Source organism: Algoriphagus ornithinivorans, from assembly GCF_900115305.1.
Lineage (GTDB): Bacteria > Bacteroidota > Bacteroidia > Cytophagales > Cyclobacteriaceae > Algoriphagus > Algoriphagus ornithinivorans.
In genome coordinates, this window is the sequence record NZ_FOVW01000003.1 from 102,832 (window position 1) to 123,382 (window position 20,551).

Annotated in this window: 22 protein-coding genes; 9 read left to right on the top strand and 13 right to left on the bottom strand. The window is 40.9% G+C overall.

All coding sequences use genetic code 11. From position 1 onward, the window contains the following. Positions 1 to 47: 47 nt before the first annotated feature. Positions 48 to 1,172, top strand: a complete 1,125-nt coding sequence (gene dnaN, locus BM073_RS04805) for a DNA polymerase III subunit beta (RefSeq protein WP_091651216.1) — start codon at positions 48 to 50, stop codon at positions 1,170 to 1,172. Between the two features lie 181 nt (positions 1,173 to 1,353). Beyond that, positions 1,354 to 2,439: a hypothetical protein gene (locus BM073_RS04810; RefSeq protein WP_091651219.1), complete on the top strand. Its 1,086-nt coding sequence runs from the start codon at positions 1,354 to 1,356 to the stop codon at positions 2,437 to 2,439. 69 nt (positions 2,440 to 2,508) lie between these two features. Here the strand turns inward: BM073_RS04810 and BM073_RS04815 are convergent, their stop codons facing one another. The 6 genes from BM073_RS04815 to BM073_RS04840 form a co-directional block, all read right to left on the bottom strand. After that, positions 2,509 to 2,742: a VF530 family protein gene (locus tag BM073_RS04815; protein ID WP_091651222.1), complete on the bottom strand. Its 234-nt coding sequence runs from the start codon at positions 2,740 to 2,742 to the stop codon at positions 2,509 to 2,511. 176 nt (positions 2,743 to 2,918) lie between these two features. After that, positions 2,919 to 3,305, bottom strand: coding sequence for a VOC family protein (locus BM073_RS04820; RefSeq protein WP_091651225.1), 387 nt, complete (start codon positions 3,303 to 3,305; stop codon positions 2,919 to 2,921). Between the two features lie 84 nt (positions 3,306 to 3,389). Beyond that, on the bottom strand, positions 3,390 to 3,938 hold the full coding sequence (locus tag BM073_RS04825) for a carboxymuconolactone decarboxylase family protein (protein WP_091651229.1): 549 nt from the start codon (positions 3,936 to 3,938) through the stop codon (positions 3,390 to 3,392). A 68-nt stretch (positions 3,939 to 4,006) separates the two neighbouring features. Then, positions 4,007 to 4,906, bottom strand: a complete 900-nt coding sequence (locus tag BM073_RS04830) for a helix-turn-helix domain-containing protein (protein ID WP_217643089.1) — start codon at positions 4,904 to 4,906, stop codon at positions 4,007 to 4,009. A gap of 27 nt (positions 4,907 to 4,933) precedes the next feature. Continuing rightward, complete coding sequence (locus tag BM073_RS04835) at positions 4,934 to 5,515, bottom strand: hypothetical protein (protein WP_091651234.1); 582 nt, start codon at positions 5,513 to 5,515, stop codon at positions 4,934 to 4,936. Further along, positions 5,502 to 6,002: an RNA polymerase sigma factor gene (locus BM073_RS04840; RefSeq protein WP_091651239.1), complete on the bottom strand. Its 501-nt coding sequence runs from the start codon at positions 6,000 to 6,002 to the stop codon at positions 5,502 to 5,504. The genes BM073_RS04835 and BM073_RS04840 overlap by 14 nt, the downstream gene beginning before the upstream one ends. A gap of 141 nt (positions 6,003 to 6,143) precedes the next feature. Between BM073_RS04840 and BM073_RS04845 the strand changes: the two genes are divergently transcribed. Then, entirely contained in the window at positions 6,144 to 6,746 is a 603-nt protein-coding gene (locus BM073_RS04845; protein ID WP_139217440.1) for a DUF7010 family protein, read from the top strand. A gap of 343 nt (positions 6,747 to 7,089) precedes the next feature. Next, on the top strand, positions 7,090 to 8,088 hold the full coding sequence (locus BM073_RS04850; protein WP_087938380.1) for a PD40 domain-containing protein: 999 nt from the start codon (positions 7,090 to 7,092) through the stop codon (positions 8,086 to 8,088). Positions 8,089 to 8,136: 48 nt separating this feature from the next. On the opposite strand, the gene BM073_RS04855 is transcribed toward BM073_RS04850, so the two are convergent. The 3 genes from BM073_RS04855 to BM073_RS04865 all read right to left on the bottom strand — a co-directional run bounded on the left by BM073_RS04855 (position 8,137) and on the right by BM073_RS04865 (position 10,846). Further along, a complete protein-coding gene (locus tag BM073_RS04855) occupies positions 8,137 to 8,535 on the bottom strand; it encodes a PIN domain-containing protein (RefSeq protein WP_091651250.1) in 399 nt (132 codons plus the stop codon). Continuing rightward, positions 8,535 to 8,741: a type II toxin-antitoxin system VapB family antitoxin gene (locus BM073_RS04860; RefSeq protein WP_091651253.1), complete on the bottom strand. Its 207-nt coding sequence runs from the start codon at positions 8,739 to 8,741 to the stop codon at positions 8,535 to 8,537. The genes BM073_RS04855 and BM073_RS04860 overlap by 1 nt, the downstream gene beginning before the upstream one ends. Before the next feature lie 296 nt (positions 8,742 to 9,037). Beyond that, the gene (locus BM073_RS04865; RefSeq protein WP_091651256.1) at positions 9,038 to 10,846 is read right to left on the bottom strand and encodes a serine hydrolase; all 1,809 of its coding nucleotides are present in this window, start codon (positions 10,844 to 10,846) and stop codon (positions 9,038 to 9,040) included. Positions 10,847 to 11,137: 291 nt separating this feature from the next. On the opposite strand from BM073_RS04865, the gene BM073_RS04870 reads away from it, so the two are divergent. Both BM073_RS04870 and BM073_RS04875 read left to right on the top strand, forming a co-directional pair. Continuing rightward, the gene (locus BM073_RS04870; protein WP_091651260.1) at positions 11,138 to 12,217 is read left to right on the top strand and encodes a hypothetical protein; all 1,080 of its coding nucleotides are present in this window, start codon (positions 11,138 to 11,140) and stop codon (positions 12,215 to 12,217) included. Between the two features lies 1 nt (position 12,218). Beyond that, positions 12,219 to 12,935: a hypothetical protein gene (locus BM073_RS04875; protein WP_091651263.1), complete on the top strand. Its 717-nt coding sequence runs from the start codon at positions 12,219 to 12,221 to the stop codon at positions 12,933 to 12,935. A 35-nt stretch (positions 12,936 to 12,970) separates the two neighbouring features. Here BM073_RS04875 and BM073_RS04880 read toward each other — a convergent pair whose 3' ends face one another. Together BM073_RS04880 and BM073_RS04885 are read right to left on the bottom strand one after the other, a co-directional pair. Next, complete coding sequence (locus tag BM073_RS04880) at positions 12,971 to 13,915, bottom strand: sugar phosphate isomerase/epimerase family protein (RefSeq protein ID WP_091651265.1); 945 nt, start codon at positions 13,913 to 13,915, stop codon at positions 12,971 to 12,973. A 138-nt stretch (positions 13,916 to 14,053) separates the two neighbouring features. Continuing rightward, positions 14,054 to 15,559, bottom strand: a complete 1,506-nt coding sequence (locus BM073_RS04885; protein ID WP_091651268.1) for a Gfo/Idh/MocA family protein — start codon at positions 15,557 to 15,559, stop codon at positions 14,054 to 14,056. A gap of 348 nt (positions 15,560 to 15,907) precedes the next feature. Here BM073_RS04885 and BM073_RS18020 point away from each other — a divergent pair, with 348 nt between their 5' ends. Together BM073_RS18020 and BM073_RS04895 are read left to right on the top strand one after the other, a co-directional pair. Further along, complete coding sequence (locus BM073_RS18020; protein WP_175557847.1) at positions 15,908 to 16,048, top strand: hypothetical protein; 141 nt, start codon at positions 15,908 to 15,910, stop codon at positions 16,046 to 16,048. Between the two features lie 170 nt (positions 16,049 to 16,218). Next, entirely contained in the window at positions 16,219 to 17,862 is a 1,644-nt protein-coding gene (locus BM073_RS04895) for a sulfatase family protein (RefSeq protein ID WP_091651271.1), read from the top strand. Positions 17,863 to 17,932: 70 nt separating this feature from the next. Here BM073_RS04895 and BM073_RS04900 read toward each other — a convergent pair whose 3' ends face one another. Then, a complete protein-coding gene (locus tag BM073_RS04900; RefSeq protein ID WP_091651272.1) occupies positions 17,933 to 18,715 on the bottom strand; it encodes a hypothetical protein in 783 nt (260 codons plus the stop codon). A gap of 176 nt (positions 18,716 to 18,891) precedes the next feature. On the opposite strand from BM073_RS04900, the gene BM073_RS04905 reads away from it, so the two are divergent. Then, the gene (locus BM073_RS04905; protein ID WP_091651273.1) at positions 18,892 to 19,092 is read left to right on the top strand and encodes a hypothetical protein; all 201 of its coding nucleotides are present in this window, start codon (positions 18,892 to 18,894) and stop codon (positions 19,090 to 19,092) included. 97 nt (positions 19,093 to 19,189) lie between these two features. Here BM073_RS04905 and BM073_RS04910 read toward each other — a convergent pair whose 3' ends face one another. Continuing rightward, complete coding sequence (locus BM073_RS04910) at positions 19,190 to 19,990, bottom strand: glycoside hydrolase family 25 protein (protein WP_091651274.1); 801 nt, start codon at positions 19,988 to 19,990, stop codon at positions 19,190 to 19,192. Positions 19,991 to 20,551: the final 561 nt, after the last annotated feature.

The following is a 20,551-nucleotide window of genomic DNA, read 5'->3' on the forward strand; positions in this document are numbered from 1 at the left end:
TAAATTTACCCCCATTCCAAAAGTAAAATACAACTAAGCCCTACGATATGAAATTTATTGTTTCCTCTTCTGCCCTTTTAAAGCAGCTTTCGGCGATCAATGGTGTAGTCACCACCAATCCGGTAGTTCCGATTTTGGAAAATTTTCTTTTTGAAATCAAAGACAGTTTATTGACGATCACTGCTTCGGACCTTCAAACGTCAATGATTACTGAAATCAACGTAGAAGCCAAAGAAGACGGAAATATCGCAGTACCTGCAAGGATTTTGATCGAAACGTTGAAAAACCTTCCGGAGCAGCCTGTGACTTTCAGCATAGATCATGACACTTATGCTGTGGAAATCAGCTCTGACAATGGACGCTATAGATTGGCTGGAGAGAATGCCACAGACTTTCCAAAAATCCCAACTGTCAATAATGCGACTACTGTGGATATGTCCACAGAGGTACTTTCCAGTGCTGTTTCAAACACGATTTTTGCGACCAGTTCTGATGAATTGAGACCTGCAATGACTGGTGTATATATCAACCTTAGCGATACCAATACTACTTTTGTAGCAACTGACGGTCACAGATTAATCCGCTACAGAAGAGTGGATGTGGCTTCTTCCAGTCCTGCGAGCTTGATTATTCCAAGAAAAGCACTCAATCTTCTAAAATCCACTTTGCCATCCGAAAATGTACCGGTAAGTGTGGAGTTTAACCAATCGAACGCCTACTTCAAGTTCAACAATATTAAAATGATCTGCCGTCTGATTGATGAGAGATTCCCAGATTATGAAAACGTAATTCCTGCGGACAATCCAAACATCATGACCATCGATCGTCAGGACTTATTAAGCTCACTTCGTCGTATTGCGATTTATGCCAATAAGACCACACATCAGGTAAGATTGAAATTGACAGGATCCGAATTGATGATCTCTGCGGAGGATTTGGATTTCTCTAATGAGGCAAATGAGAGATTATCTTGCGAGCATGATGGCGAGGATATCGAAATCGGATTCAACGCCAAATTCTTGGTGGAAATGTTGAACAATCTTTCTTGCAAAGAAGTCAGCTTGAAGTTCTCCGCACCAAATAGAGCAGGCTTGATTTTGCCAGCTGAGCAGGACGAAAATGAAGATATCCTGATGCTCGTAATGCCTGTGATGCTCAACAATTACGTGTAATTAATCAACCAAACAACCCTATAGCTTAAAGCCCGGTTCTACATTTGTGGAATCGGGCTTTTTTGTAACCCTCCAAGGGTTTAAAACCCTTGGAGGGTTCGTCAAAAGTTACTTTAGATCCTTGACTTGATTCTTTCAAAGATTTGAAACATATTCCAAGATCATTTTTAATTTATAGAATATGTGGAGAAATTTAATCTTCATTTTGCATTTTATCTTTTTCTCCTGTGCAAATAAGACTGATCAATTTTCATTTACTCCTATACAAGTAGATAAGTCGCTATTAGTCTCTGAAGTAGGAAAAAGCTTGGAAATCATTGAGGTCAAAACGAAGTATCCAATTTCTGGTACCCCAACTATCCTCAAATCTGATCATTATTTTTATTTGTTTGAAGAAGGAATTGTATTTAGTCTTCATCAGATAGAAAAGAGTGGCGCGGTACGAAAAAGTATTGATTTTGGATTTGATGATAAATTGAATGCCAACGCAATTACCCAAATCATTACTCAAAACGATAGCATTGGAATAATCACCTATGGACAGCAAATCACTTGGTTAAATGAAGAATTAGAGGAGATTGGAACAGAGAGACTACCTTTCAAGGCTAAAGTTCATTTCAGAAAAGATTCAAATACAATAGCGTACACAAATGGTATAGATGATGGAGAATGGGACATTGTAAGCTATGGTTTCAGTAGTTCCAAGTCCTATTTGCCCATTGATAAAAATCGGTACCGTTTTTACAACCAGACTTTCTCTCCTTTTTCCAATTGGAATGGAAAAACACTATTCTCTCAGGCATTTAATGATACAATTTACGTTTGGGATCAAGTCGATTTCAAACCACTATTTCAGGTAGATTTTAGAGCAAATGCTGTAACAAAAGATCGATTTTCCCAAATTCAAGGTGCAATGGATTTGCTTCAGCTTTTCAATGAAAAGAAATACAGCTATTTAATAGGTGAAATCTATGGCTTGAATGGGAATAGAATACTATTTGGACTGAGTCAAAAAGGGAATCAAGCTTTGGGTTTATTGGATTTTAATTCTGGTGAATTGAAAATCTATCGTGGTTTGGTAGACAATTCAATTTCTGGGATCAACCTATTTGCCCCTCAGTTTGTAGAGGATGGAGTATTGTATTTTGGTGTCTCTGGAGAGCGAATTAAAGAGAATTCCGATAGGCTACCGGATTCCTTTAAACATAAACTATCCAATGATTATGCAGACTCGTATTTTATCTATTGTTTGGAGCTTAAAGATTAAAATCAATCGATTTATTAAAATTTCTCATCTCTAGTGATGATTTAAACCTTCGAGGTCAGAGAAAAAACCTCAAAGGTTCTTTTTTGTATCCCTCAACATTTTCAGATACAAACCCTCCACTCTTTCTCTGGCCCAAGGAGTTTTTCTCAGAAAAGATAGACTGGACTTGATGGATGGATTATGCGTAAAGCAACGTATGGTAATCCGCTCTCCGAGTTCTTTCCAGCCATAATGCGCCACCAATTGCTCCAAGATGGTATCGAGTCGAAGCCCGTGAAGAGGATTGTTAGGTTGATGTTCCAAAGGGTTAGAGTTATTAGGAATTAGTTATAAGTTATTGTTTTCTAGCTTCGTTAGAAGCTGGACTATTTCTTTGGATTTATAAATCCTGCATTCAGAAAAGCAGGACAACTTTCTATCATTTGTACTTCTGCTAACAGGCCTACTGGACACTGCTTGCTGCTTACTGGTTATGCCTACTACACCGGCTGTATCAAATCCCATAAATTTCCATAAAGGTCTTTGAAAACCGAAACGATTCCGAATTCCTCTTTGGCAGGCTCCCGTATAAATTCCACACCTTTGGAAATATAGTTTTCATAATCCCGATAAAATTCATCGGTATACAAGAAAAACATTACTCTTCCTCCTGCCTGCATTCCGATTTGCTTTTCTTGGGCCTCATTCGCTGCCTTAGCCAAAAGCAGATGACAGCTCGAACCCGAAGGTGACACACGAACCCAGCGCTTGGCTTCGGAAAGTTGGGTATCCTCCAAAAGTTCAAAGCCCAAAACTTGGGTATAGTAATTAATCGCTTCGTCGTAGTCTTTGACTAAGAGAGAAATTTGTCCGAGTTGCTGCTTCATCTTTCAAATTAAATCATACCTGATGGCATAAAAAAAGGCCAACCTAATAAGTTGACCTTTTTACAATCATTATGTTTTCAAAAATTATGCTTCCACTTCTTCCAACTTAGGTGCAGCTGGGAAATCTATTGGGAATTGTGCCAAATTGTGGATATAGTTGGAAATAGTTTTGTCAGCAATTAAGATAACCACATCGATCAAAGTGATTTCACTATAACCAGCATCAAAAAAACCTTGAACAACTTCTTCCGAAGCAGATCCTCTATTTACTGTTATTGATTTCGCTAATTTGACCAATGCATCCAATTTAGAATCAAAAGAGGCAGATCCTTTTCTTAATTCTAAAATTTGCTCATCAGAGAAACCATTCATTTTTCCAATGGCAGTATGCGCAGACTGGCAATACTCACAGCCATTTACTTGGCTTACCACCAAGTTCACAACTTCTTTTTCTTTTGCCTTTAAGCTGGTTTTTCTATTTGCCAAGGCCAAATAGTCAGCTAATGCTGTATCACTTTTAGAATAGTAGGAATATAAATTAGGTACAAATCCTACAGCCTTTTCCAAACCTGCTAAAATCTCCTGATTTTTTTCTGATACTTCTGCTCGGGTTGGTACTGTGAAATTTTTCATCGTGGTATTGTTTTTTTTGGTTGAAATAAATTAACAATACAAAGATGGAGGGCTAAGGTAAGGCGGGGTTAGTCTGTTTTTCCCGAGGAGTTGGCAATTTTTCCCAATCGGAGGTTTTCTCTGAAGTCGGAGGGAGAAAGACCCTCATTATTCTTAAAAAAGCGGCTGAAGCTCTGCACATCTTCAAAGCCCAGCTCGTAGCCAATCTCGCTTATGGGCTTGTCGGTGTAGCCCAAAAGCCTCCGGCCTTCCAAAATTATCCGGTCATGGATGTAGCTCAAGGGACTTTTAGCTCCCAGTTTGGAAAAGGCATTACTGATCGTTTTGGGTGATTTGAAAAGTAATTCGGCATAATCCGCCACTTGATGTTTGCTTCGGAAGTGCATTTCAACGAAAAAGTTAAACTCCCGGATCAAATCGGATTTTTGGTGATCTAGCTTTTGCAATTCAGCTTGTTGGCTGTAAAGTCTTGTGCAGAGAATGAGCATTCGTTTCAAAAGCATTTGCAGCATTTCGAGTTGCAGCGAGTCTGGCTCCTCCCGGATTTCCATCTGAAAAACTCCCCATAGTGCTTCCAGTTTGGCTTTATTCTCAGCATCCAACTCGATCACCGGGAGCTTGGATGAACCGTAGAAGAGAATCCCCTTGCAGCCCACTTCGGAATCATGATCCAGAATGCAGAAAAAGGGTCTATTGAACCTTACCAAACGTGCTTTTGGAAGGCTTTTGACAGACAATTTATGGAATTCAGTCAGGCAAAGGATTTGGTCCGCTTCGAAAGACAAACAAGCTCCGTCAATAATCAACTCGGATTTTTCCAAGATCCATAAAAAAGCAAGCTCAGATTTCCCCTGATTGGGGACTACAGTACAGCTCGTTTCAGGAATACATTCCAGTTGCAAAAATTCACCTGTGGGTCCATTAAAAATCATCTCTTCAAAACCAGATTGAGCGGTTTTTGATTCCAACTTTGGACTTCTTTTTGAAAAAAATGATCAATACCCCTCTTTAGTGATCCTTCCCAATTGATTCAAAGTTTCACGCTCTTTTTGATAGCTTTTTCGGATCACCCAAATAAATCCGAGCCAAAATCCGATCCCGGTGATCAGGCAATACACAAAGAAAGCGAAAGAGAGATGGGGTTGAATGGCAATCAAAAAGAAGCTAAGTCCGATGCCATAGGTCAGATAAATGATGGGCGTCCATACAAATTGAATTCGTTTGCGGTTTTCATAGTATCGGCGGACTTTTTCCACAAAAACAGCCGTAGCCTGATGAGGTTGGAGCTGACGGAGCTGAAGGCGGCTCCACAACTCCAAGAATACCCGAATCCCTAGGGAGCCAAGCATCAGCGAAAGTCCCGTGATCAATTTCCAATCTCCAAATTGGCCAATTTCATAAAAGAAGAAAGCTAAGACAAGCAGTGTGGTCGATAAGATCCCTAAGGTCCAATATTGGTCTTTTTTCAGCTTTTTGAGAGCTGATTTGGCCGAACTCAGTACTTGGTCTGCCTGCAAGATAGGAGACTTTTTCACTTGTGAATTATAAATTGACTGAAGGGGATCAAGTGTTTCCATGGCTGATACAGGGATAAAGTTGTTTTTTGATTCGATGAATTTTGACCCGAAGATTTTCCGAACTCAGGCCCAAGGTTTCTTCAATAGTCGCGTAAGGGATGCCCTCCAACACCATCAATATAAGTAGTCGATTTTGAGGAATGAGCTGATCAATGCAGGCATACATGCGTTGGATCTGTTGCTCCTTTTCAGGATCGTATTCCGACTGAGGTTGAATCGCTAATTCCATTGCTTTTTGGGCTTCTTTCTTTTCTTTTTTTAACTGAAGCAAGCAGGTATTTACCGCAATTCGGTAAATCCAGGTTTGCCAATTCGCTTCCTCCCGAAATTGTTTTCTGTGAATCCAGGCTTTGACAAAGGTTTCCTGCAAGGCATCTTCAGCCAAGGCTATGTCTTGCCTGAAATAGCCCAAGCAGAGCCGGAAGACCGCATCCTTGTGTTCCTCAAATCGGGTTTTGAATAGTTTTTCTTCTTTGCTGCTGCTCAAGGCTTTTTTCGATGGCTAACAATTAGAGTATGCTTCTTGGGTATTGTTACAAAATCCGAAAATTTTTTCTCAAATAGAAAAAACCTAGAAATCTGTAACAATCTGAAGGGGGCACACTCTAAGCCTTAAAAATCACAAAAAATGAAAACGACTACGAAAACCATGAACGCACACCAATTAGAATTGCTCGACGAGTGGAGAACCGAACTAAGTATACGCTGTAAAAATGGAATCAATTTTATTTTTGGAGCGGCATTAATCTGGGCAGGAATTGCAGTGATCTGGAATCTTGAGTTGAGCTTGTACAATCAAAGTATTCTCACTTTTTCTATTTCTGGACTAATGCTCCCACTGGCATGGGGCTTCGGGAAAATTATGAAAACGGCTTGGAATGTGGAAGGAAATCCCCTGAATAAGGTTGGGATGATTTTCAACCTGGCTCAACTCTTTTATTTCCCTTTTCTATTTATCCTTTTGGGAAATAAGCCTGAATACTTTGCTTTGGGCTATGCCATCATCACCGGAGCGCATTTCTTTCCCTATGCCTGGTATTATAAGACCAATTGGTTTGGTTTTTTTGCCGGGCTGATCCCATTTGGATCATGGATGCTTTCCATTTATTTCCCCGAAATGATCGGTTTGATCCCGGCTTTTGTATCGGGCTGTTTGGGGATTTTGGGGCTTGGGTTGGTGAGAGATTATCGATTAAAAATCGGGCAAGGTAATCAGGCAGCAATCCTTTGAGGTTTCAAAAATCAGCTGTTCAGGATTTGCAATCCTGAACCAGGATCCTAGGATTTTTAATCCGGATACATCTTTTAGTCTCTGTTTTAAAGAGAATTGGGATTTAGTGATTAAAAATCTTCTGATCGAGCTTCGAGATTTGTAATCTCGAAGAGCTGAGAGAAAATCATAAATATGGTTTATCCAAGAAAAATCTGTGTTAAGAAATGATTAAACTTTTGATTTTTTAGTTGATTTAAGAGAATATTTCCTTACCTTTTAGTCTTTAACTTCTAATTTTTCCGACCTATGGATCATCAGGAGCAAATTATAATAATGGTTTAAAAATGATAACCGGATTAAGATGAAAAAGTCAATAATTCTATTTGTTTTCTTTGTTGGTCTTCTCTCCTGTAACCAAAACAAATACCCTGTCGGCATTTTCCCGGAAGAGGCGACCAATTTGTCAGTAATCAATTCTCCATTTGACGATGTTAATTCGGATGTACCCACAATTAATCATGGGTTTAAACTTGTTTTTTCATCCAATCGAATTAATTCTCAACCCAATCATTTTAATTTAGTAGAATCCAACTTGGTTTTTTATTGGGATAAGTCAGAGGGATTCTTAAGAGTAGATCGAGGTAATACCCTTTTTGATACCTGGTTGAGAGATTGGGTCAGAAAAACGGAAACGAATTTCAATGAAAAAGGGCCATATACCTTCTTTGATTCGGAAGCTGGAGATATTTTGCTCTTTAGCCGGGACGATGCCGAGGGTGTTTATTCCATTCTTTCCGAACCCCGAGAAGCTAACTCACAGGAAATCGATGGTGCTGAGGCTTCTTTGAGACTAATGGAAAATGGATCGAGTGTAATGTACCCCTCCTTTTATGGAGCCGATTATTTGAAAGGTGCTGGAGTAGAAAGCCAAGGCCGACCTGAAAAAATGCTTTTTAGCTCGGATCGGGATGGGACTTTTGATATCTATGAGGTGGATTTGCCAGCAAGCGGTTCGGTGTTGGAATACCTCCAAAGTGCCGAAGAAAAGGATATCCAAAAAATCGGGATGAATACCACCTCCAATGACCACATGCCTTTTGTCTACGGGGACTTGCTGGTCTTTTCCTCTGACCGTCCTGGAGGATATGGAGGCTACGATTTGTATTACTCGTTTCGCAGTGGAGGTGGCTGGACCGAGCCGGAAAACTTCGGCCCCAAGATCAATTCCGAATTCGATGAATACAGACCTGTGGTCTCGAACGCTATGGGGTTTGAAAATCAATTGATGATCTTCTCCTCCAACCGTCCCGGTGGATTGGGTGGATTCGATTTGTATTTTGTGGGAATACCGAAGTTTTAGCCTTGATTCCAAAATCTAACCTTCGAGGTCTGTAAAAGACCTCAAAGGTTAGATTCCTTTAGGATCAAAGAGATGAATGGAAAAGGATTCCTCTAAAAAACGATTGATTTTTTTATCCAAAGACCAAAGTCGCAGTCCATTCTCCAAACAAGCTAAAATAATGACAGTGTCAATAAGGCCTATTCCCTGATTCAACAGCTGGTATTTTTGAGAGAAAAGCCCCGCGTGATATCCAAGATTTGCATCCTTGATTTTTGGTGTGTTCTGATAAAATAGGTCCAGAATTTCCAATTCTCTTTTCCCTTTTGCTCCCTGGACCAATTCCCCAAAAATGATATCCAAGGTCCAAACCGATCGCCGGTCCAAAAGGCTCTGGCAGCTTGAAAAATAAGCTGGATTGGCTTTGAAATACTCAATCCAAATGGAAGTATCAAAGATTACTCCCATTAAGAATTGTTTTTATTCCTAAGTTCCTCTGCTGTCCAATAAAAGTCTAGGGGTTCAGCCACAATTTCCTGAGCAGCGGATCTAATTTTTTGAGTAGCAATATATTCCTCCAAGGCTATTCGGAGCGTTTCAGTGATGTTTTTTGCCTGGGAAAGCTCCATGGCTTCGGCGATCAACTCGTCGGATATCAAGGCTGTTACTTTCATAGTAATAAGATTTTGCCCTAATATACGATGAATAATCGTATAAATGTTTCAGAACAAAACCTTCGAGGTCTCAGCTGTTCAGGATTTGTAATCCTGAACCACGATCATAGGATTTTAATCCGTATAAACCTTTTAGTTTCTATTGCAAAGAGAAATTGGATTTGGAGATTAAAAATCTCCGGATAGAGCTTCGAGATTGCAAATCTCGAAGAGCTGGTTTCTCAATCGTTCCTCTTTCGAAATGACACCTCAAAGGTTCTTGCGTTTTTTCAGCTTTCTGATTTTAGCTTTCTGACTTACTCAACTTTCTTCCGCTCCCCTCTAAACGTTCCATTCGGCTGGATAAAGCTCACTGCAATAATTTCCCCGTCTTTTTCTTCAAACTTCACCTTGAAGCCTTCCAGCACCTTCAGGTTAAATTCATGTTCCCCGATATTGACCAGTTCGTACTCGGGTTGCCCGGGGACTAAGGCATAGAGTTTTTCCTCCTTGATGTAAATCTTCACTTCCTGCACGCCCATCAGGAGATAGGCTCCTTCGTACTTTTTCAAGTCATCCACCGAAAGCTCATTTTCTTTCGGAGTCCGCTTAAACTCGATCGGGTCGATGGCAGGCTCCAAGGCAGCTTTTAATCCGGAAATATCTCCGGTCATATTGCTGACAAACTGCAATACAAAAGGATTATCTCGATTCGGTTCGCCTTGGTAGATCAAAAACAAATTGAACGCGTCGTAGTCTTTGTGCTCCAAAAAACCACCCAAGAGCCCAGTTTGCACGAATAGCGTGTCATTTTTAAGATCAATTTCCATTTTCCCATAACCGGGATGAGAATAGGTGCCGGTGTAGTCCATCAGGATATGGGAAGGTTTGGTCAGGCTGACTTTCGCTGTGGAGTCTGCGGCAGCTTTCGCCTTGGCTTGTGCTTCTTTGGCTTCCTCGAGTCGCTTGACAGTCTCGCCCAACCAATCGGCAGGCTCCAGATTCAGCATGTGATCGGCAATCATGTTCCGGACGACATTGGGAAGGGGAGAGCCATTTTGATTGGTCAGAATCATGATCCCCAGGCTGTCTGTAGGGAAGAAGGAGGCAGAAGCTGAAAAGCCGTCGATATTTCCCCCATGCTCCACCCGATAGTGTCCCCGGTAGGAAGCCAAAAACCAGCCATAGCCATAGTTGGAAAACTGTACATCGGGATGCTCTTTGGAAGGGGTGCCGGCTGACACGACCATTTGGGCACTCATTGCCTCCTTCACGTAGTCTTCAGGGATGATTTGTTCGCCCTTGAATTTCCCACCGTTGATCCAGGTGATGAGCCAGTTGGACATTTCGGACACGCTGGAGTTGATCGCTCCTGCAGGACCCATAGCTGCGATGTTGTAGTAGTCCATTCGAGTGGTTTTTCCGTCCAGCTCCACCGAATAGCCAAAAGATTTATCTGCATCTTTTTCCAAATCCGGAATTCGGAAATTACTTCGGGTCATGCCCAATTTATCAAAAAAGAGTTCTTTCACGTTTTGCTCCCAAGTCTTACCCGTGATTCGGGCACCGATTTCTCCTTGTAGGAAAAACATCCAGTTGTTGTAGTACCACTTTTGCCGAAGTCCGGTGAATGGCACCTGAAATTCGATGCGCTTGATCAGTTCCGATTTGGACTCAGAGGGAAACATAAACCAGGAAAAATCATGTCTAGGCAACCCGGTCCGATGGGCCATCAAGTCTTTGACGATGATTTGTTCATTCATCCAGGGTTCGGCAAATCGGAGTTCGGGAATGTATTTTCCGGGCCTCTTGTCAAAGTCGATTTTTTCATCCTTTCTCAAAACACCCAAAACAGCAGAGGTAAATGCCTTGGAAGAGGAACCGATGGCAAAAAGCGTGTTTTCTGTCACCGGAACCTGATTTTCCACATCCTTATAGCCAAATCCCTTGGCATAGACGATTTTATCCTTTTGAACAATGGCTACCGCAAAACCCGGAGTTTTCAGCGCAACGCGGGCTTTTTCGAGTTCGGAGTCCAGGGTTTTGAAAGGGTCAGTTTTTTTCTGGGCCAGAGATGGGCTTCCAAAAAGGCTAACGACAAGTAGAGTGAGGAAAAGTTTTTTCATGCCAAAATTCGTTTGGTTAAATATAGGGGCAGGAGGTTTTGAATACAACCATTAAGCAAGCTGAAGGTCAAAGGTTCGGGGCATCATCCTATGAGGTTTCCAAAATCCTCGAAGGATTCTGTTGGATTTAACTTCTTCTTTCAAGATTGATACTGTTTTCAAAAAGAAAACCTTCGAGGTCTGAAAAAAAGATCTTAAAGTTTAGCCGAAACTCTCTAAAAATGAGTCGAAAACCTGCGAAAAATACCCTATAAAGGGTATTTTTTGTGAGTTTTTTTTCACCTACATTTCATGAAATTTTTATCCAAAAAACATGAAACAGAATGCAAAAATTTTGAGCAAAAGCCTCCCGGGTTTGATGATCTGGGGGGGGGCATTAGTTGTACTACTTCGTTGGATGAAGAAATTCCCTTGGAATTAGCTTCACCTGGAGTGGAAGTGATCGAGGGAACTTTAAAAGTGAATTCCTTTGATACCTATGAGGAGCTTATTACTGGGGAAGAAAAGATTGGCTTTGGGGATTTTCTTAGTTTTCAAAAGCAATTTGATGAGATCAGAAAATCCGGTGAAAATCTTCGAATCAGTCAAGAGGGGTATAATGAAATTACAGCTTGGGAAGGAAGTACACTCTTGGAGCTTTTGGATCAAGATGGCTTCATAATCCTGGAAGACTATCTGATCTACTTGAATTTCAATAACCGAACTGCCGTGGTATCTACAGATCTAAATCTAAAGGATGAAATTCTTTCAGGAAATATTTCAAGTGAATCCATTCGTTTATTCAAGTTTGAAGATGATGTGATTGGATTATTGGAAATCAATAGTCCTTCGACAGTTGAAAAATCATATTATAATGCTAGGATATTAAGCTCCTATGATCCTTTTGCCTATACAGTAATAGGTGGATGTGGTTGGGACAAATGTGATAATTCAACAACGTTTGGGAGTTCGGCAGTAACAGGTGGTGATATTGTTGGCTTCGGGTATAATGGAGGGACGTTCAGATATAGATTAGATGCAAAGCATGTTTACCAAAATGCAGCAATTTCATTTAGGTTATTGTCTGAAGCAAAGCATATGCGTAAGCCAGAAGATGGATCAGTATTTTGGACATCACAATCAACCTCACTTTATTTTTGGTATGATTTTGAATATTTGAGTAAAAAGAATGGTAGTACCTTGAAAAAAAAGGCTAGCGTAAAAAATGATTATACAAATGATTTGGATACAACGTTTTATTCATCCAGTCGAGGTCTGGATAAGTTTTATTTGCGGACACAATTTTATGGCGAACCAGGAGGAAATCATGGTTATTCTCCCAACGGAACTTACTGGCAGTTTAATCTGAAACAAATTAGTAAAGGGTATTAACATGAGGGTTTTAAGATTATTTATGCTTGGGATTCTTACATTAGGTTCAACTGAAATTTCATTTGGACAGAAGAATTGGGAAATTGAAGCTAAAATAGGTACTGGAAATACCAATATAAATACAGGTGGAAACTATTCAGATTTAGAATTAAGCACTAATAACCAAAGACTTATAAGTTTTGGGTTATTAAAAAAACTTAAAAACAACTTTAGTTTTGGTGTAGATTCTGATATCTACAGATTTCAGCTGGAGTATACCTTTTTACCATTGGATCAAGACAACAAAGTTGGTACTCGTACTAAATTCTGGTCAATTGGACCCAAACTACAAAAAGACATATACATAAAACCCAAATTAGGTTTAAGTCTAGCTGTGGCATTTCATCTTACTCAGACTAATCTAAATGATGAAGTCTACACTGGAATATGGCAAACAGTAAGACTTCCTGGAGGAGGTCAACCAATACCTGTATTATTATATGGAAATAAAGAAATCGAGAAAGTTACTTTTCACTTAAAGCCCGAAGGTGGAATATTCTATGATATCACTGAGTCCTCTAGAATTACTTTTTCTTGTGAGTGGGGTATAAACTTACGTGAACCTACTCTTGTGGTTAATTTGGATCGAATAGTAGTTGAAGATCAAACTTTTCAGAATAGGCATATTTTGGATGGAAATTACTTCTCAGCCCAACTAGGCTATCGCTATAGCTTCTAAAAAAATGGCTGGGGAATCTCCCCAGCCATTTTTAGTTAAGCATTTTCCAAAGTCCTTCGGACCTGATCCAGATTAATTCGAGCCTCTTCGATAGTCTCCCATTCTCGCCCTCGTTCTCCATGCTCGATTCCAACATAGCCATGATAATTATGGGCCAGTACGATCTTCATCATCCGCTCATAATCTAAACCAGTTTCTCTCCCTCTGTCATCCCATACTTTTGTTTTAAGACTGACTCCTTTGGCAAAAGGCATAAGCTCATCTACACCTCGATAGGAGTCGTAGCTAAGTATTTCCTCTCCATCACGCTTCATCACAAAGTTGCCGAAATCAGGCAAGGTACCTGCCCTGGGATGTGAGGTTTGTTTGATTAATTCGGCTAGCCATTTCCCATTAGAGGAATAGCCTCCATGGTTTTCAATAATAACATCAATATTAAAGTCATTGGCAAACTCACAGATTCTTCTCAAAGTGGAGCTGCACACATCAATTGCTTCTTGTTCCAGTTTAGGATCTTGGCTAAAAGGAACTGCCGTGTAAGAATTGACCCGGATGGAGTGACATCCTAAAAAATTGGCGGCTTCAACCCATTTTTTGTGATTTTCTACGGTTTGCCTTCTTTCATCGGGAGTGGCGGCACCTAACTGACCTTCACCATCGACCATAATTAATACATTGGTAACTCCCTCGCCTTCAGCACGGGTTTTCATTTCTTGGAGGTAGGCCTTGTCTTGGGCTTTATCCTTGAAAAATTGGTTGACGTATTCTACTGCATCGAAATTGTGTTTCTTGGCTTCGACAGCAAAATCCAAATTGTCCATTTTACCGCCAAAAAGTAAGGGATTGACGGACCATTGTGCCAAAGAGATTTTAAAAATTGGGTCTGCTTTGGTTTTTGCAAATGCAAATTCAGGGATTCCCAGCCCAAGCGCAGCTGCGGCCAGGCCGGAAGTTTTGAGGAAAGTTCTTCGGTTTTTCATGAGGTATTGGGTTAATGGTTATGTAGGTCTAAGTTAGTGTTTTTGAGGAAGATTGCTTTGTGGTCTTGGGACAATACTACAAACTGTTCACTGAATACTGCCTACTTTTCAGATTTCTCACTTTAGCCTATAGCTTTTCTAAACCTCCCATCCACTTCGATACTCCCTTGTCAGCAACTGATTTGCTTCTTCATCATTGGTGATTTTGACCAAATTCGCATCGAAATCCACTTTTTTTCCTGCTCTCAAGGCTACAGCACCAAGATTAATCGTATCGGTAATGCATTGGGCCCGGGTAAAGCTCCCCGGGGTCTGTCGCTTTTCCAGCATGGCATCCACCCATTGGTCGGTTTTGCGGTCCACTTCACGGGAATTGATTCGCTCTGAATCCCGGCCTATCATCATTTTGGATTCTGGCAATAGAACCGGATTTTCTCCACGGAATCCTCCCAGGATTTTTCCTTTGGTGCCTACGATCAGCAAACCTTCTTCTGGAGTGTCTTTCCCATCGACTTCCAATTCTTCACATGCAAAGGGCTTCATTCCCCCATCATACCAAAACAGGTCAAATGCAGGAAGTGAAGCTTGGGCTGGAAATTGCCATTTGATCGTGCAGCTAGCCGGGAAGGCGACGTCATTTTTTACCCACTGATAGACCTGGTTGATTTCCTCCCGGGTAGTAGTGCCAAAAGCTCTGGCAGAAACCGGGCTTCGGTCTATACCCAAAGTTTCAAAAAGCGGAAACAAACTGTAATGCCCCATGTCCGCCACAGATCCACCGCCGAATTCATACCATCCCCGGAAGACATTATGCGTGTAGTTTTTATGATAAGGCATATCCGGTACAGGCCCTAGCCAAAGTTTCCAATTCAATCCCTCTGGAATAGCTTGAGCTTCCGCAGGTCTTTTGGTCCACTGCTGCCAGACAGGGCGATAGGACCAGTTGTGTATTTCCTGGAGCTCCCCGATCAATCCTGCATCCATCCAGGCTTTAATCTGTCGGTATTCAGGTCTGTCCGACCATGCCAGAAGATGAGTGACTAATCCAGTATCTTTCGCCTTTTGGATGACTTTTCTTCCTTCTAGCAGTCGGTTGGCGATGGGCTTGTGTGTGACCACATGCATTTTCTGATCCATAGCTGCCAAAGCAATCGGCGCATGAGTATGGTCGGGAGTCATGATTTTGACAGCGTCGATTCCTTTTTCTTTAGCAAAAAGCTCCCGATAATCTTCATAGCTAGCGAAACCCTTGTATTTGCCAGAAGGCTTGTTTTTGGCATAAAACCCCTCCACATATTCCTGTCCGATGTCCCGTCCGCCGGGGATTCCGGGTTTTCCTTCCCACCAAGTATCGTCACCTAGGGTTTCTCGGATATCGTTTCGGATGCCGTGAGGAGACCAATCGATGTAATCGGTGGAGTATTTATTCACATCGCAGACGGCGACGACCCGAACTTTAGGATTTTGTAAAAGTGATCCCATTTCCCGTAAGCCTTGAGTTCCGCAACCAATATTGGCTACTGTCAATTGATCGGAGGGAGGGATTTTCCCTAGTCCTGCAATCACATTAGATGGCACAATAGTAAAAGAGGCGGCGAAGGTGGCAGTAGAGGCCAGAAAATCGCGGCGGTTGATCTTCGACATGGTTTAGGTCTTTTGGGTTTGAAATGGAATTTAGGGAATTCCCATTAAAAAAGTTTGCTTATCCCTCTAAGAACATTTGCTGGCAAAGGCTTGACTATCACTATTACAAGCCTCCAAGGGTTTTTATTTTTTCAATATTGACAAAATTAAAACATCATAAACCAAAAAAGGTAAACCCTTGGAGGGTTCTATAAAGACTTTCAAAGAATCAGGGTAAAATGTCAGAATAATCAAAAAAAGGATTTGATCCATTAAAATATTCGCTGCTGTATTTTTCTTCGCCAGTTGCTCTAGTCCGTTGTATTTTAGTTTTAAGTTAATTTAAAATCCCTTAATTTCTTAAAACTTATGACTACTTCACTGAAAAGAATCGAAAAGGAGATCATCCAAAACTGGAAAGTTATTTTGATTCTCGGGCTTTTGTTCCTTTTCATTTGGAACTATCCGGATATTAAGCAAGGAATTGTAGACGGATGGAAAGCGTATTAAGTAATTCTATTGCTTGCCCACCTTCTGTTCCAAAAGCTTGGCAAAATCCAATTAACCATCCAAAGACTTTGCTTTTTCTTGAGCTGCCAGTCTTTGACTTTCCGACCTACTCTGATGCAGGCTAAAAATTTATCGGAAAAGCTTATCTTATGAAGATAAATACTTCTGTCATGCAAAAGCTTTTCTTCCTCATCCTGATCAGTTCTGTTCTTTTCTCCTGTCAGAAACAATCCTCCGAACCCAGCCAAATCACCTATCCCGAACGTCCCAATATTGTCTGGATCGTCGTCGAAGATATGTCTCCCGAGCATCTGGAAAGCTATGGAGGAACAGGTGGAAAAACGCCCAACTTGAACGCTCTGGCAGCCGAATCCTTACAATACCAAAATGCCTTTTCAACGGCAGGAGTCTGTGCTCCCAGTAGGGCAGCTTTGATCACCGGAGCTTACCAGACTTCCATCGGAGCACAGCATATGCGAACCACCGGAATGTCAGCCAACGCCTTAGATGCCTACCCTCCAGGGTTTAAAAGTTATTCGACAGTACTCCCTGAAGGAATGTGGCCTTATCCAGTTCATTTACGTATGGCTGGATATTATGTAAGCAATAATGTCAAAGAAGATTATCAATTTCAAACACCTGTCATGATGTGGGATGAAAGCAGCCGAAATGCCCACTGGAGAAATCGAAAAGATCCCAATCAACCCTTCTTCTCCATTTTCAATTTTATGACTACCCATGAATCTCAGGTTTGGGCTAGAGAAGGTCAGGACATCCTATTGGTAGATCCTAAGGATGTGACCGTGCCCCCTGTCTATCCGGATGATTCCCTGACCCGTCGGACTTTAGCCAGATTTATCACCAATGTGATGCGGATGGATGCCCAAGTAGGAGAGGTGATTACGCAACTGAAAGAAGATGGTTTGTATGAGAATACTATTATTTTCTTCTATTCCGACCACGGGGACGGGATGCCCTATTTCAAGCGGGAATTGTATGATCGGGGGCTGAAAGTGCCGCTTTTGGTCAAAGCCCCTTGGCTGGAAGGCGGGACGAAAACCGATGAACTGGTCAGCTTTGTGGACTTTGGGCCAACCTTACTTTCTCTTGCAGGAGTTCAAATCCCTGAATCCATGCAAGGGCAAGCTTTCTTGGGAGCCCAAAAAGCAGAGCCCCGAAAGTATGTCTATGCGGCTAGGGATCGGATGGACAGCGAGTATGATCGGGTTAGAGCGGTTTCAGACGGGAGATTTAAATACATCCGAAATTACATGCCCGAGAAGCCCAATTATCAGAATATTCAATATCGACTTCAAAACCCCTTGATGGGTCACCTTTTGGAACTGAATAAGCAAGGAGAACTAAATGAAAATCAAGCCCGCTGGTTTGCCCAAAGCAAGCCCGAGGAAGAACTGTACGATACCCAAAGCGATCCTTGGGAATTCACCAATCTGGCAGGCAATCCGGACTACGCTGAAAAGCTTGCTGAGCTACGCAAAGCCCACCAGGACTGGATCACAAAATACGGGGATCAAGGAGCAATCGACGAAATGGAAATGGTGAAGACTATGTGGAATGGAGCCGAGAATCCACCAATCACTGCCAAAGCTGAGGTAAGTTTCTCCGAAGGAATGGTTACTCTTACTTGCCCTACACCTTCAGCTCTGATCGGCTGGAGAAAGTCCAATGGGGAGGCTTGGAAGATATACACCGAGCCTTTTGAAGCTACAGCAGGAGATTCCCTGTATGTAAATACCCATCGGATCGGGTATGAGGCGGTGGAGGTTTCTATAAAATTGAATAATAGGGATTGAAAAAATTAGGCAAATAGTGAACTAATGGGAAATAATTAGTTCGTTTTTCTGTGAAATATATTCACATGGTTTATTTTTCATGTCCAAGCAGAGGATACAATAAGAAAAGTCCAAAATTCAAGGTTCGGACCTTAATTGTATCCTCGTAGGTTACAGATTGACTACCTCCGGGACTTGTACGGGGAAATATAGAGTAATCAAAATCAGCCCGTTGATAACTTACTTCCAAGCCTAATTGAAATTTACCAATAGCCCTGGATACTTGCAGATTTCCTCCTACGGTAATAGAGGATAAACTGGGTCTAGAGCCGGCATGTGCCCATGTTAGAGTTTCATTACCCACTACCCTAACCATCTCGTAATAAGGGTAGTTGATCTGTCCGTAGCCTAGAAATATTCCCGTTCGATATTCCCAACTTCCTTTTTTCAAGAAATATCCCAATCCGGGAGCGATTGATAGCATGTTGTTATTTTCATGAGAAAAGCGAAAATCCAATCCGTAAAGATCATTGACGAAATCTTCCATTTCGGTAACAGAGATCGGATTGTTTGTAACACCTGATCTAAGAAATACATAAAAGTGACTGGCGAAATGATAATTAAGAGTTCCGTGAATAGAATAGCCAACTTTTGCAAATCCATTGCTATCCTTTGAAATACTTGCAAGATTGGGTATGCTGGAATCTGGAAAATAAATCGCAGCCTCTTCCATATTATTTCCTCCGAATACACCCACTGGAAAGGCAGGGCCTGCACTTACAGACAAGGAGATTCTTTGAGGTGGATTTTCCTGGGAAAAGGAAGATTGAAGCATAAAGCCAAAGAATAAAAGCAGAAGAAAAAGATTTTTCATTTAAAGAGTATTGAGATAAATAGATTCAAAGAAATTACCGAAAACAATAGGCAATCTAAATTACTAGCCACATAAATTTAGATTATTCGTTATTGAATAAAAAGTGAAATAGTTTAACGAAGCGATGCCTAAAGGAAAAAAGGGATCAAATTGGTGACAAGGGCACGCTCAACGAAATGAAAATTGTCAAAGCCGTATGGAATGGAGTAAAAATTCCTCCGCTCGCTGCCGAAGCTGAGGTAAGTTTCTCCGAAGGCAAGGTCACTTTAACTTACCCAACTCCTTCAGCCTTGATGGTTGGAGAAAATCAAGCAGCGAGACTTGGAAGATATACACCGAGCCTTTTGAAGCTACAGAAGGAGATTCCCTGTATGTGAATACTCATCGGATAGGGTATGAGGCGGTAGAGATTGCTAGAAAGTTGGATTAGGTTATCCATCCTGCTTTTAGATGAATTATATATCAAATTTTATTTTAGGGTATAATCATCTGTTCCAAGTCAGTTTGATCTCCTCTCCAAATATTGAGATCAATTCGTTCCCCAATACCTGGAAGGCTTCCCTTCTCTGTAAACTGCCAAATCAACCACCCGCGGGTTTGAGGCTCTTGAACTCGATTATAATTAGCAACCCAAATTGGATATTGATCAAATCCCTGATTGTGCAGTACATCCCAGAAAAACTTATCTCCAGTATAAATCATGGGTTTTACCTTGTAATGAGCCTCCACGATTTTTAACCAATTCTTCAGACCCTCTCTTAATTTTTCCTTGGGCTGGATAGTACTGTGCTTTTCAATATCCAGCACAGGAATCAAATCCCCTTTAACAAGCTTGGTATTTCTGATGAAGTTTTGAGCTTGCTTACTACTATTTTCATTTGGGCGGTAATAATGATAAGCCCCTCTTTTCACAGGTAAATTAGAAAAGCCTTTCCAATTCTGTTGGAATCTTGCATCTATCCCGTCTTCGCCCATTGTAGCTCTCACAAAAACAAATTGTACACGTTGATTTTCAAGTTGCAATTGGAGCCCGGCAAAATTGATCCTGCCTTGATATTGACTGACATCTATTCCCAAAATGCCTACTGGGAAATTTCTAAAAACGTGCTGCAACTTCAGTTCCTCTCTAAAAGGAGGGGCGCTTCTGGTGTACTCACCTAAACTCCGATTGATCTTCTTTTGAAATGTCGAAAGAAAAAGACCAATACCAACTAAGAGAAAAAATAAAACAACGATGATCCAGGACCAAAAATCTGAATTTTTCTTTCGGGGCATAGAAGGATTAAAAACTCTCGTAAATATGAAAAAAGAATATTTAATTCGAAAGACCTCTAAGTTAATCTAAGTGATTTAGGTCAGATTAGACAGACTGAATCAAGCAGGAAGCTTGGTGCCAAAATTTAAAACCTCCACAATCTATTTTCTCATGATAAATTGAAGCGCATAGAAATTCCTGTGGTTAAAATTCAATACTAAATTCTATACAGAAATCTTGCCGTTCAATTTGAGATTTCTTATCGGTTTGGGGTGAGTGAAAAGCGAAGAATCAGCGGAGGGATAACTTTTTGAATTTGGAGTTGTATTGGATAGAGGAGAATTAAATAATTAAGAAGCTGGAAAAAATAATAAAAACATTTTTTAAAAAGAGCAAAAGCGATTTTTGATTTTTTCAATCGAATTTTTTCGAATCCTCTGGGTTACTAGAAATGATAATATCAATGTCAGCCAAAGCCAATATTCGTATTCAAACGCCCACATTATAAAAATTGGAATGATCATAATCCATTCAAGAAATAAAATAGTCCAAGTTTTTTCTTTGATAAAATTGAAGGCAAG